This is a genomic window from Bacillus sp. AP8 (assembly GCF_000321185.1).
In the GTDB taxonomy this organism is placed as follows: Bacteria; Bacillota; Bacilli; order Bacillales; family DSM-1321; genus Bacillus_AD; species Bacillus_AD massilioanorexius.
On record NZ_CAPG01000075.1, the window covers coordinates 1 to 12,253 of the forward strand.

The 12,253-nt window shown below is 33.1% G+C and carries 13 protein-coding genes, 1 tRNA gene, 1 rRNA gene and 2 pseudogenes; 8 read left to right on the forward strand and 9 right to left on the reverse strand.

What is annotated here, in order from left to right; translation table 11 throughout:
• Positions 1 to 186: ribosomal RNA gene (locus BN349_RS25500) — 16S ribosomal RNA — on the reverse strand; the annotation flags it as partial.
• Between the two features lie 573 nt (positions 187 to 759).
• Between BN349_RS25500 and BN349_RS24295 the strand changes: the two are divergent.
• Together BN349_RS24295 and BN349_RS17975 are read left to right on the forward strand one after the other, a co-directional pair.
• Positions 760 to 1,472: pseudogene (locus BN349_RS24295) on the forward strand (MgtC/SapB family protein).
• Between the two features lie 90 nt (positions 1,473 to 1,562).
• Positions 1,563 to 1,635 (forward strand) — tRNA-Ala (locus BN349_RS17975).
• 143 nt (positions 1,636 to 1,778) lie between these two features.
• Here the strand turns inward: BN349_RS17975 and BN349_RS17980 are convergent.
• The 3 genes from BN349_RS17980 to BN349_RS17990 are packed head-to-tail and all read right to left on the reverse strand — an operon-like array spanning position 1,779 to position 2,692.
• Positions 1,779 to 2,285 (reverse strand): DUF4352 domain-containing protein, encoded by a 507-nt coding sequence (locus BN349_RS17980; protein ID WP_019243726.1) that lies wholly within the window; start codon positions 2,283 to 2,285, stop codon positions 1,779 to 1,781.
• Positions 2,267 to 2,476, reverse strand: a complete 210-nt coding sequence (locus BN349_RS17985; RefSeq protein ID WP_019243727.1) for a hypothetical protein — start codon at positions 2,474 to 2,476, stop codon at positions 2,267 to 2,269. Before BN349_RS17985 ends, BN349_RS17980 begins: the two co-directional genes overlap by 19 nt.
• Before the next feature lie 3 nt (positions 2,477 to 2,479).
• A complete protein-coding gene (locus BN349_RS17990) occupies positions 2,480 to 2,692 on the reverse strand; it encodes a hypothetical protein (RefSeq protein WP_019243728.1) in 213 nt (70 codons plus the stop codon).
• Between the two features lie 116 nt (positions 2,693 to 2,808).
• Between BN349_RS17990 and BN349_RS17995 the strand changes: the two genes are divergently transcribed.
• Positions 2,809 to 3,168 carry a hypothetical protein gene (locus BN349_RS17995; protein WP_019243729.1) on the forward strand — a complete coding sequence of 120 codons (360 nt, stop codon included), beginning with the start codon at positions 2,809 to 2,811 and terminating at the stop codon, positions 3,166 to 3,168.
• 143 nt (positions 3,169 to 3,311) lie between these two features.
• Here the strand turns inward: BN349_RS17995 and BN349_RS18000 are convergent.
• Positions 3,312 to 3,581, reverse strand: a pseudogene (locus BN349_RS18000) (family 1 glycosylhydrolase); the annotation flags it as partial.
• Between the two features lie 201 nt (positions 3,582 to 3,782).
• Between BN349_RS18000 and BN349_RS18005 the strand changes: the two are divergent.
• Positions 3,783 to 3,989, forward strand: coding sequence for a hypothetical protein (locus BN349_RS18005; protein ID WP_019243731.1), 207 nt, complete (start codon positions 3,783 to 3,785; stop codon positions 3,987 to 3,989).
• A 103-nt stretch (positions 3,990 to 4,092) separates the two neighbouring features.
• On the opposite strand, the gene BN349_RS26155 is transcribed toward BN349_RS18005, so the two are convergent.
• From BN349_RS26155 to BN349_RS18025, 4 genes are all read right to left on the reverse strand, one after another.
• Positions 4,093 to 4,230: a hypothetical protein gene (locus BN349_RS26155; RefSeq protein WP_019243732.1), complete on the reverse strand. Its 138-nt coding sequence runs from the start codon at positions 4,228 to 4,230 to the stop codon at positions 4,093 to 4,095.
• Positions 4,231 to 4,495: 265 nt separating this feature from the next.
• Complete coding sequence (gene efeB / locus BN349_RS18015) at positions 4,496 to 5,734, reverse strand: iron uptake transporter deferrochelatase/peroxidase subunit (protein WP_019243733.1); 1,239 nt, start codon at positions 5,732 to 5,734, stop codon at positions 4,496 to 4,498.
• Between the two features lie 15 nt (positions 5,735 to 5,749).
• Positions 5,750 to 6,922, reverse strand: a complete 1,173-nt coding sequence (gene efeO, locus BN349_RS18020; RefSeq protein ID WP_019243734.1) for an iron uptake system protein EfeO — start codon at positions 6,920 to 6,922, stop codon at positions 5,750 to 5,752.
• Positions 6,919 to 8,400, reverse strand: a complete 1,482-nt coding sequence (locus BN349_RS18025) for an FTR1 family iron permease (protein WP_019243735.1) — start codon at positions 8,398 to 8,400, stop codon at positions 6,919 to 6,921. The genes efeO and BN349_RS18025 overlap by 4 nt, the downstream gene beginning before the upstream one ends.
• 569 nt (positions 8,401 to 8,969) lie before the next feature.
• Here BN349_RS18025 and BN349_RS18030 point away from each other — a divergent pair.
• The 4 genes from BN349_RS18030 to BN349_RS18045 all read left to right on the forward strand — a co-directional run bounded on the left by BN349_RS18030 (position 8,970) and on the right by BN349_RS18045 (position 12,201).
• Positions 8,970 to 9,506, forward strand: a complete 537-nt coding sequence (locus BN349_RS18030; RefSeq protein WP_019243736.1) for a hypothetical protein — start codon at positions 8,970 to 8,972, stop codon at positions 9,504 to 9,506.
• Between the two features lie 78 nt (positions 9,507 to 9,584).
• Complete coding sequence (gene rluF / locus BN349_RS18035) at positions 9,585 to 10,289, forward strand: 23S rRNA pseudouridine(2604) synthase RluF (RefSeq protein ID WP_019243737.1); 705 nt, start codon at positions 9,585 to 9,587, stop codon at positions 10,287 to 10,289.
• Between the two features lie 161 nt (positions 10,290 to 10,450).
• Positions 10,451 to 11,557: an AI-2E family transporter gene (locus BN349_RS18040; RefSeq protein WP_019243738.1), complete on the forward strand. Its 1,107-nt coding sequence runs from the start codon at positions 10,451 to 10,453 to the stop codon at positions 11,555 to 11,557.
• A 137-nt stretch (positions 11,558 to 11,694) separates the two neighbouring features.
• A complete protein-coding gene (locus tag BN349_RS18045) occupies positions 11,695 to 12,201 on the forward strand; it encodes a GNAT family N-acetyltransferase (RefSeq protein ID WP_019243739.1) in 507 nt (168 codons plus the stop codon).
• Positions 12,202 to 12,253: the final 52 nt, after the last annotated feature.

Sequence of the window (12,253 nt, forward strand, 5' to 3'; positions counted from 1 at the left end):
ATAAGAACTATCCGGTATTAGCCCCGGTTTCCCGGAGTTATCCCAGTCTTATAGGCAGGTTGCCCACGTGTTACTCACCCGTCCGCCGCTAACTTCGGAGAGTAAGCTCTCCTCCATTCGCTCGACTTGCATGTATTAGGCACGCCGCCAGCGTTCGTCCTGAGCCAGGATCAAACTCTCCAAAAAGTGTTTGACTTGCTCATAAAATAGTTTGTTTCAATCAAGTTGAAACTTCATTTAGAATTAACGTTGACGTGTTGTCTTGTTTAGTTTTCAAAGAACATTTGTTCGAAACAGCTTTTTAATACTAACATTTCAGTCTGTTTCTTGTCAATACTTTTTCCGAAAAAGTTTTTAACCTTCTCTTAAAAGCGACTTTTTTAATATAACATTCACACATCATACTGTCAATGTTTTTGTGAAAAACTTTTTTAAAAGATGATGTTTTCGCCGCCATCTCTTAGCGACAAGATATAATTTATCATGTATATAATAATTGCGCAATAGTTTTTTTAAACTTTTTCACAAAAATACTTAAAAAGCTTAAATAGCCCTATTTATGCTATAGCTTTCATACTCTCTCTATTAATCCTCCTATATCGTTTTAGTTATTAACATAAAAGTAAACCCGATTGAATATATTATTAATTACAATGAAAATTTCAAAAAATTCTCTATTTCTTTTTCCATCTATATATGTAATTACAAAGTTATAATTATATGTAAATGGGTATATGAGTTGAAAAAGGAGATGGTACGATGGATTCCTTATGGACTGTTTCATTTTTACATACAAGATTGGATGTTTTACTAAAGCTCGGTATTACAGCCGTACTTGGTTTAATTATTGGGCTTGAAAGAGAAATGAAAAAAAAACCAGTAGGTCTTAAAACTAGCCTTGTTATTTCAATTGTAAGCTGCTTGCTCACGATTGTATCAATAGAAGCTACCTACACCTTTCCAGGAAGCGATGATGTAAATATAACGATGGATCCTCTTCGTCTCCCAGCACAAATCATCTCAGGAATTGGCTTTCTCGGTGCAGGAGTCATATTGCGCAGAGAAAATGATAGCATTACTGGTTTAACAACCGCCGCACTCATTTGGGGTGCAGCTGGTATCGGCGTAGCTGTAGGAGCTGGATTTTTTATCGAAGCCTTCGTAGGAGTCATACTTTTAATCATAAGCGTAGAACTAATACCACTCGTAATGAGTTTTATTGGTCCTAAGCAATTACGTCAAAAGGAATTGCCTCTTCAACTAATGATATCCAATAAGAAGGATATTAGTGATGTTATAGAAAAAATAAAAAAGAAGGAATTAGTATAAAAAGTATTAGAATAAAAGATCTAGAAACTACACAACTCGTACAACTCGCCATCACTGTCCATTACCAGAGAAAAACCGTGGATGTGTATACTGTAGTATCTGCTATCGAAGGCATAACATCCGTAGAAATCGGACATGTGTGAAACAAACATTTAGATTATCATTCATTTACAGAAAATTATTGACTTTTATTTGTTTTATCTATAAAAATAATAAGTAAGGGAACATCTCTTGGGGCATTGGCGCAGCTGGGAGCGCGCAACACTGGCAGTGTTGAGGTCAGGGGTTCGATCCCCCTATGCTCCATACAAAAAAACTCTTGTTTAGCAAGGGTTTTTTATTGTTTATACTATAAAATTTATTAATAACGTCAAGATGACCCCTATACAATCCAGAGATCATCTTCTTTACAAGGAGTACACTTCAATTATTAATGCTCTTTTTATTATCTATTGCAAGTTTATTTCGCCTTTTTCAGTTCCAAACATTCCAGTTTGCACTTGTAATACAAAACCACTTTCATTTTGTGGAACTTCAAAAGTTACACTACCAGTTTGTGAAAGTCCTGGATTAATTCCTTCATAATAAAAAAACCCAGAGTCAGCAGTTATTATTCTAGACGGAGAATATTTTATCTTATCTTTATGCAATTCAAAAAATGACGTATCTGTAGTTATTGACTCTTGCCCAGCATTCCTAATTGTTATATTAACTAAATAAAATATTGCCCCATCATTATTTGGTTTGTACGATATAAATTGACCATCATTAATTTCTGTAGTAGTTGATACTTCATTTACTTTAAATATCACATCCCTAACTCTTAATTCATCGCCAATATTAGCTTTTTTTCTCATAAAAAATGACAAAAGGTATGGAGAAAAATCCTCTCTATACCTTTTATGGAGTATCAGAAACCTTTGATTGTCTTTATTACTCAATTTACTTGAATACATTTTCCTCTTTTCACTAACTCTATAAAAAGACTATCTCTCTCTTTTTCAGATAGCTCACTCACAATCATTTTTCTCTCTTCATCGTTTAACAATGGAACTCCACCCAATTTCTTTGTTCCTATGTTCTCTGATTGTCTTTGTATAATACTAGACTGTTCCTGACGTTCCACTGCTCTAAGGTCATTACTCATTCACTAAGCACTTCTCTTTCCGATACGTCCACATGAAAGAATACTATCTATCTTAAAAATCCGCTCAGCTTTTCGAAAATGACAATACGCTCTTATACATGTTTTAGAAATCGACTTTACTGTTACAATCCGTTGAGTCACTTCATTAGCCTTCGATATATAAAAAATCATAATTGGAGCTCTAGTCTCTTTTGATTTTTTAAGTAAACTGTTCATGATGAACCTCCTTTTTTTATCATTATATAAGAACTTATGTTCTGAAATCAACTTTATAATAGAACGTATATTCGTATATAATACAATTATATACTATAACAAAGAAGGTTATTCATATGACACGTATAAATGACAAAGATCGAGATATTATCGAAAACGAGATCTATTTACCTATGCTCATCATAATTTTAGAAAGAGATAAAAAAGTTATCGAACAAAGTCCTTTTAAGCTAAAAAATCCATACCTAGAGTTAGTAGAAAATACGATCAGTTCGGTAAATAAAGATTTGAAAGCAACAAGAAATTATTTAAGAAATAACAATATTAAAGTGTATAAAAGAAAAAGCGACGAAATGTTTACGCAGTATTCCTTTTCTTATAAAGGTCATCAAGAAAATCATAATTACTTCAATCCAAGATTAAAGAACAGATGTGAAGAATTACTTCAATACTACTTCAATAAAGCACTCTTGTAACAGGAAATATTCAAAAATCTTTAACCTAAAAAATAGCCAGTTCGGTAGTTTACCGACAACTGGCTATCGCACACGATGGTTTCTTACTTTCCTAAAGTCATAAATAAATCGCAAGTTACTTCCCTATAAATCTTTTCCATTTGATACAATAACCTGCTTATACTTTTCATTTCTGCAGTAGATGCACTAACAAGATCGATAGGTCCCTACGTTGTGTAGCCAATCAAGTCAACACCGTCTGCAATAGCTTCTTTCATTTCTTTAATATGCTCACGGAAATAATTAATATGATATCCATCATTTACTGTATCATTTTCCAAAACATCTACAGCCCCAAAGCCATTCTCACCAATGCTTTTACACAATGTTCTATAAAAGGACTTCATAGAAGCTAGATGTGTTTTATATAACACGGCTGATCATCATTCTATAATGAGATTATACAGAAACCTAACAAAAGGTCTAAATATGTTGTAAATATGTTCAATTCACACCGATTTTGAAGGAAATATAAAGGATTTATGAGAACTTCTTTACATGTTAGTGATTCGATTGAAAGGGGACACATTGTAAAATATACTACTTTTAAATCAGTCCTATTGGAGGTTCTTGCAATGAAAAAATTAAAAACTGAAGTATTCAATTATTATAATAAAACTAATACATATCCTAGCAGGATTAAACTTAACACAGATTATCTACTAAGACTAAAAGAAGCTGGACATGTCAATATATCTGCTGTCGATCCATCTAAAAGAGTAATTTTAGGAATGGAAATCATACAAGACAATCAAGTAGCAGATTACGAATTTTGTTCATGAACATCATACTGAAACAATACTAAAACCCCGCTTGTTTACTTGGATACAAAGCGGGGTTTCTATTTGACTTCGGCTTGAGGTTCCAAAGGTCATCACTTCCTTTTTATTTTATTTTCATACTATATGCCACTAATTGTTCTTCAGTTAAGTATTTTATAAAATAGTGAAAATTCACCGACTCCATCCCATAACTTTCGCATGTAGCTGTATAACACTCATAAGCCATTTTATACATTTCCATTTTCATCTCTCCTCTGTTATATAACAAATATAATTTATTAAAAATAATATATAACAGATTACTGCTACTGTCAACAACAAAATACATATTATTTAAATTATCAGAAAAATACCTTATTTTCTTAATAGCATCATGAACTACACATAAAAAAAGGCTGTCCCATAAGGTGATTTTTCAATCACTTTTTAGGACACCCCTAGGCTTTGTTTTTACTTCTTATGCGTAAAAATCCATTTGAAATAATAAGAATGACTTCTTGTGTCTTTTAATTTTCTAGTAGTTTTTGAGCAATGTATTCCCCTTTTTGAACGCCACCAGGACAGGCAAATAATCCGCTTCCTACATGTTTAATATATTCATTTAGCAAATCAATCTCAGCTAATTTTTTTAACATTGGAATAAATTGGGTAACAGGGTTTTTCTGAAAACAAATAAACATAAGACCTGAATTAATATTACCTGTTATAGGATCAATACCGTCAGCATATGAATAGGCACGTCTAAATATTTGTTGTCCTGTTTCTTTAGCTAGCCTTGTATGTGAATTTGCAGGTAATTGAGCTGTATCAACTGTATCATGTTCATTAACATTTCCATACGCTGCTCCACTTACCTTTTTTCGACCAAATGTGTCCTCCTGAGATTGCAAAGATGTACGATCCCACATTTCCAGAAACATTTGAATTTTTCTACAAGCCATATAAGAGCCTGACTTCATCCATGTTGGCTCATCTTCATTAGCCCATACAATCTCCTGTAAGGCTGCTGTTTTATCAGGAGATTGGTTCGCTGTACCATCTTTAAAGCCAAAGAGATTTCTTGGTGTTTGTCCTTCTGGACCATTTATAAAACCTGATTGCATCCAATGAACATTAGCAATTCCCGTAGCTACACGAATTAGATTTCTAATAGCATGAAAAGCAACCTGCTGATCATCCGCACAAACCTGAATACAAATATCGCCACCAACAAACTCATCTTGTAAAGCCTCACCTTTTGTAGGAGGGATATCTTCAAGAAATTTTGGTCTTTTATGATTTACACCGTATCGGTCAACGCCATCTTTCAGAAAAAATGTATTCCCTAAACCAAAGGTAATCGTTAATCTCGATGAACCTAGATCCTCAGATTCCCCTGTATCAGTAGGCGGTTGAAAATCATTTACCGTCTCATCCTTCTTAACTTTTCCCTGACTTAACGTATAGCTTAATTTGGTCCATTGTTTAAAAAGCTCAATAACATCTTTTTTTAGTTCAGTTACAAGATTAAATGCCACAATATAAGCATTAGACTGTTGAGGAGTAATAATACCCGCTTGATGTTCTCCGTAGAAAGGAATAATGGGATCTCGATCATTCTTCTCCGTAGAAGATTTACTTGATGATTCCTCAGACAATGCGGAAATGGCTCCAAAGCCTCCAGCACCAATTGCTAATCCTGCACCCGCAATCGCAGATAACTTTATCATTTCACGTCTAGAAAATTTCTTAGAGGTCTCTCCCATGATGAATCTCCCCTTTTATTGTAAAATTTTTGCAGTTTGTCCCATTAATTCAGCTAATACCCCGAGTTTTTGACTCAAATCACGCACTTGATCTTTTGTTAATTCTGTATACAAAATGTATTGATCATTCTTTTTGTACTGCTGTAATGTATCAGTAAGCTGTGTAAATTGTTCATCCAATTTATCCGCAAGATCTTTATCATTTTCAGTTAAAGCTGGTAATATGGCAAAATATACGGATTGAGATCCTTCAACATTCGCTGCTAAATCCATCAAATCAACATGAGAATAACGTTCTTCTTCACCAGTAATCTTTGTAATAGCTGCTTCATTAATTAATTCCATTGCACCTGCAACTACTTGGGTAGGTTTAAATTTTAATTCTTTCACTCGTTTTTGAAGTTCAAGTACATCTACATCTAATTGATCAGCAACAGGCGCCATTGCATCAAGAGGTTGATTTTGCCACAAAGCTTTTTCAATTTTATGAAATCCACCCCATTCCGCTTCTTCTACATCGCCTTCACGAGCATCAATTTTTGGATCCAAATCTCCGAAGCTTTCTGCAACTGGCTCTACTCTTTCAAAGTGTTTACGTGACTCAACATAGTACTGTTTGGCTTTTTCTACATCTTTTGCTCTTACTGCATCTGTAAATAGCTTCGTAGAAGTAACAAGTTCTCCAATTTCTTCATTTACATATTGTTCATATTGTGCAACAGCTTGATCTAAAATTTCAGAAGTTTTTTCTTCTGTTTCTTTTGCATTTGCTAATTTAGTTAGCGATCCATCAAGATTTTTAGCTAACTCTTGCAATTTCGTTTGATCTGGATTTTCAGATGTCGCCCCCATATATAACGGTTGTATATACTTTTCAATCTCTGTATATAAGAGTGGGAATGTATCACGAATCCCATTTTCCTTAGTAAGCCATTCACTATTCAATTCTTTACCTAATTTTTGAATCTGTGCTTTATCCCCTTTTGCAATCGATTCATTTAAGGTTTTTAATGATTGTTGTAATGATTCAGCAATTGCTTTTACATCACTACCACTCGCTTTTTGTGTGTTACTTTCTTTCGGCTTATCGCTAGTCTTCTCCGTCGTTGAATTACATCCTGCTAAAGCAGGAACTGTTAGTAAAGAAGATATTAATGCGACTTTTAAAGCTTTTTTTGTAAAATTCATGACATGCTTCCCCCAATAATTCGTTCGCTTCGATTTTTTTTAAAATGTTTATATAAAATGACACTAATTGCAAGCATAAAAATAATAATCTGAGGCATTGTACTATACCATGATGGATATACACCTAAAAAAGAGATTGTAGGAATCCCTTCATTTACATCAGAACTAATAAGACCTGCTAGCTGCAGGCTATGAATACCAGATCCCATAAACTTAATACACATATAGAAAACAATGAAGCTAGAAACTAAGAAAAACGGTTTCATAGGGAGATATGTTCCCACCTTCAGCATTAAAAAAGCAATGATAAACAACACACCAAATCCTAATAGTATTCCTAAAATAAGCTTATTCATTGGCATTCTGTTAACCATACCAATCAAAAAGATGACAGTCTCCATTCCTTCTCTTAATATTGCTAAAAAAGCAAGAGTAGCAAATGAAAACATTTTTCCGTTGCTTATTGCATTCTCCGTTTTTTGTTTAATAAAGTTGTTCCACTGTGCAATATTTGAATTACGATGAAGCCAATAACTAACATAAAGTAGCATCAGACTCGCTAAAACACCTGACCAGCCATTAATCAAAAAGTTATTTTGTCCAAAAGCAATAGATGAAATAAAATAAGAAACCATTATTCCAATAATGATACTGACTAATAACCCTGAAATAGTTCCTCCCCAAATCCATCTACGACCCTTTGGTACATTTGATTTTTTAACAATTGTTAAAAGAGCACCGACAACTAACAATGCTTCTACGCCTTCTCTTATAGGAATTAAAGCTGCATCCCATATTCCAAAAGAATCCTTTTGTAGAGGTTCTAAGTCCGTTATCATTTGATTTAGTATTTTGATAGTATCTGCCGTTTTATTTTTATCCTCTATATAGGCAGATAATAAAACAAGCGATTTCTCAGAGTTGTTATATACACTTTGTGATTGAGTTACAACGTCTCCCTCAACACTCAACCATTCGTTTGTTAATTGCTCTATTTGCTGCTTCCCTTTATCCAAATCATTCTTCTCTATTGTCTGTTTTATTTCTTTTAATAAAGTAATATATGAAGAAAGGCTTTTTTCTTCAATCTTATTCGGATCTGTATTTAATGTACCCTGACTATACGACTCCATTGTAGCCATTAAAGATTGGCTATGTTCAATAGATGGATTTATGTCTTCATTTAAAATAGAAAGTGACAATAATGCCATATCCGATTCAATCATGTTCATAGCCTCTGGAGAATCCGTTCTTACCTTCGCTTTAATTGTTGTCCATTCGGCTTTAAATTCTTTAAATGACTGATCTGCTTTTTCTATTTGATTATTCGTTAAATACTTCTCCACCTGATTTAAAGAAACCATCAATTGTCCAGCTAATTCTGGAGCAGGTGATTCTTTTGCAGATGCTATTAAATGAAAGTTTAGAAAAAACATCAGAAAAAAAACGATAAAGGAACTAAAAATCTTTTTCAACAATTGTCATCACTCCGCAACTGTACCCCTTTTTATAAATGGCTGTTTTCGCAAACTTTATTAGCAAATGAACAAGTAATGGGTATAGGTTGAATTCTGCCCCAGGATGCTCGCGCCTTATGCTCCAATCAACCCACTTTTTTTATACTAGTTCTATTCACCAAACTTATTTAAAAACACTCTTTTAGAAAACAACCTGACAAATAAACATTATAGATTCCATACCAAAATATAATCTCACTATTCAGTCTTCTGATTGCATTTTCTTTCTTAAATCCCCTTCTCTCAGACCTACTTTATTAATGATTGAAATCATCTTTAAACTTTCTGTTTTCGACTGTATCTTTATAAGTAATATATTTCGCGAAATGATAATGATTCTCAAAATCACTAGATAATATTAGTACAAAATAACGAAAAACTCAACTATTTATTTCTGAAAAGTATATATCTTTTTTTAATTCGCAATTCTATTAATCAATAGGCCTCTGACAAATCTTTTTAAGGTCTACAGAATCCATTCATTCTGTCGATATAAATGAATGGTTAGCGTCATCGAAGTGAGGTTAAAAATGAATACTTTAGAAAAAGCAAAAAAAGAATTAGAAGAATTCATGAATTCAAATCAAAAAGTTGTATTAATCAAAGGAACACATCAATTTAAAAAACATCTATTAGCGCTACATATGATAGGAAAACATTCAACAAATAGTAAAGTACTATTCCGTTGTAATACTCTACGTAACGCGGAAGATTTTCTACAACTCAAAAGACCAGCCAAAACTGGAGAAGCATACATATTTCAACCAAATCATCAAGTATACCTTGATACAAACCGATCTTTCAATTGGAGAAACACACCCAAAGAGATCGATTATTCGATTCTTTATCCCATTGATTCTATTTGCGATGATTCTTCTAAAATAGAGATTATCGAAGATATCATTAATCGAAGCAAACAGAAAATATTCCTTGTTTCTTGGACCGATTCGCATGATTATACTTGGCTGCAACCATATCTTTGTACAACCGTCATCTATGATGCAGAAAAGGAAGATCCAATCTATCATCAGAAAGTACTAGACTGCATAAAAGAATTACCTCAGTAAATGGTGCTACCCTTGAATATTAGTGAGTACATGCGTTATCTTAAAAGAATAAATTTAAATTTAAAGGTGTGCTTTTTTTTGAGAATTAATAAATTCATTAGCGAATCTGGAATAACATCTAGACGTGGAGCAGATAAATTAATTACTGAAGGTAGAGTTACAATAAATGGAGTTGTCGCAGAACTAGGAAGTCAGGCTGAAGCTTCTGACGATGTTCGAGTTGATGGTAAACCAATAAAAACGGAGCAGCAAAATGTGTATATCGCACTGAATAAGCCAGTTGGAATTACTAGTACAACCGAAAGACATATCAAAGGAAACATTGTCGATTTCGTCAACCATCCCTTACGTATATTTCACATCGGACGTCTAGATAAAGACTCACATGGATTAATCTTATTAACGAATGACGGTGACATTGTAAATGAAATTCTACGTGCTGAAAATAAACATGAAAAAGAATATATCGTAACTGTAAATAAACCAATTACCTCTGCTTTTATCAAGAAAATGTCTGAAGGAGTAGAGATTCTAAATACAAAAACATTACCATGTAAGGTGATAAAACTGTCTCCTACTGTTTTCAAAATTATTCTAACGCAAGGTCTTAACAGACAAATCCGTAGAATGTGCGCAGCTTTAGGCTATGAGGTACGAGGCTTACAAAGAATTCGCATTATGAATATTCATTTAGGGAATTTACCAATTGGAAAATGGCGAGATCTTACCGATCAAGAACTAAAGCAATTATTTAACGACTTAAATTATTCACCTAAAAAATAATTAATTTACTTTTCTTGAAACAATATTTCCAATGATTCGTATTAAAGGATGGCATCAATTATTTGTCATCCTTTTTACATTTCAAACAACTTTTTTATTTTTTCCTAATATTAGATGCTATACTTAAGTAACTTTGAAAATTTCAATTGAGGTGAATCTGATTGTCCAACAATAAATTAAAGAATTGGTCTCTTCAAATTCTTATCATAATGACGATTATTTTTATCGCCACAAAAATTACTTTTTTATTAAAACCTATTGGAATATTCTTTTCTACTTTATTCTTTCCAATTTTGATTTCTGGGTTCTTATTTTTCATCTTTAATCCCGTAATCAAATTCTTGGAGAAAAAATTTAAATTATCTCGTGTCATTTCAATAATACTCTTGTACATAGTGATCATTGCTGTTCTAGCTATTACAATCAGTAATGTTGTACCGATTATTACAAAACAAATTACATCTTTTATTGCTGATTTACCAACATACGCAAAACAATTGCAGGTATTTATAAGTAATCTGTCTCAATCAAAGGATATTCAAAATCTCATTATGAATGATTATGTGCCCTTTGACAGTCTAGGAAAAAAATTAATGGAATTCTTAAACAAACTACCTGATATGCTTACTAATGGTGTAGTAGGAATCTTTGGTTTCGTTACAAATATAACGATCACAATTGTTACAGTTCCAATCCTATTGTTTTATATGTTTAAAGATGGTCATAAGTTTCCTAATGCCATATCTAAATTTTTTCCTAATGCCTACCGCCAACAAGGCTTAGAAACAGTGAAAGATGTTGGGAATACATTATCTGCATATATTAGTGGACAGGTTACTGTTGCATCAATAGTAGGGATTCTTTCTTTAATAGGATATCTTATTATCGATGTCCCTTATGCTCTATTAATGGCCTTAATTGTTGCAGTTACTAATATTATTCCATATGTTGGACCCATCCTTGGTGGAGCACCAGCTGTAATAATCGCATTATTCGATTCACCTTTCCAGGCACTATTAGTTGTGATTGTTATTACTGTTGCACAGCAAATTGAAGGAAACTTCTTATCACCTTTAATTCTTGGAAAAAGCTTAGATATCCATCCAGCAACCGTAATTATCTTACTCCTTGTAGCCGGAAACATTGCTGGTGTTGTCGGAATGGTATTAGCAGTTCCAACATATGCCGTTGTAAAGACAATTGTTTCGAGTGTTAATCGCTTTTTAGAAGCACGGAAAAAAGCAACAACACCAGAAGTAAAGAGTTAGCTTTATACACATCAAAGATTGTAACTAATCAGTGTGATGACCTTCGTCACACTGATTTTTTTATTCATTGCTTTCAAATGGATATTCATATAATCTAAATATTAAAAAAACAAACAAAAATAGGGGATGACAATCAAATGCAGCCTGCCTTAACAGTAAGAGATGCCGATATAACAGAATTACCGCTTATCGTAGAAATATATAATTCAACCATTGCAAGTAGAATGGTTACTGCCGATACCGAGCCTGTAACAGTAGAAAGTAAAAAACAATGGTTTTATGACCACTCTCCTTCATCTCGTCCATTATGGATGGTAGAACTAGACGGTCAAAAGTGCGGGTGGATTAGTTTTCAATCTTTTTATGGTCGTCCAGCCTATAACGGCACTGCTGAGATTAGCATTTACATTCATCAAGACTTTAGACAAAAAGGACTTGGTAAAGAAATGATCCAAAAAGTGATAGATGCATGTCCAAAACTACATATCAAAACTTTATTAGCGTTTATTTTCGCTCACAATGAACCCAGCTTAAGATTATTTGATAAATTCGGATTCGAGAAATGGGCTCATCTTCCGCGAGTAGCCGAATTAGATGGTATGGAAAGAGATTTGATTATTCTAGGGAAAAGAATTAATTCGTAACAAATACTAGCCATTTACATTCAAAAGGAATAGATTATTATCATAAAAAAAC

Coding starts and splice junctions, on each gene's coding strand:
- BN349_RS17980 (WP_019243726.1), bottom strand. CDS start 2,285: ATGTATTCAAGTAAATTGAGTAATAAAGACAATCAAAGGTTTCTGATA.
- BN349_RS17985 (WP_019243727.1), bottom strand. CDS start 2,476: ATGAGTAATGACCTTAGAGCAGTGGAACGTCAGGAACAGTCTAGTATT.
- BN349_RS17990 (WP_019243728.1), bottom strand. CDS start 2,692: ATGAACAGTTTACTTAAAAAATCAAAAGAGACTAGAGCTCCAATTATG.
- BN349_RS17995 (WP_019243729.1), top strand. CDS start 2,809: ATGACACGTATAAATGACAAAGATCGAGATATTATCGAAAACGAGATC.
- BN349_RS18005 (WP_019243731.1), top strand. CDS start 3,783: ATGAAAAAATTAAAAACTGAAGTATTCAATTATTATAATAAAACTAAT.
- BN349_RS26155 (WP_019243732.1), bottom strand. CDS start 4,230: ATGGAAATGTATAAAATGGCTTATGAGTGTTATACAGCTACATGCGAA.
- efeB (WP_019243733.1), bottom strand. CDS start 5,734: ATGGGAGAGACCTCTAAGAAATTTTCTAGACGTGAAATGATAAAGTTA.
- efeO (WP_019243734.1), bottom strand. CDS start 6,922: ATGAATTTTACAAAAAAAGCTTTAAAAGTCGCATTAATATCTTCTTTA.
- BN349_RS18030 (WP_019243736.1), top strand. CDS start 8,970: ATGAATACTTTAGAAAAAGCAAAAAAAGAATTAGAAGAATTCATGAAT.
- BN349_RS18045 (WP_019243739.1), top strand. CDS start 11,695: ATGCAGCCTGCCTTAACAGTAAGAGATGCCGATATAACAGAATTACCG.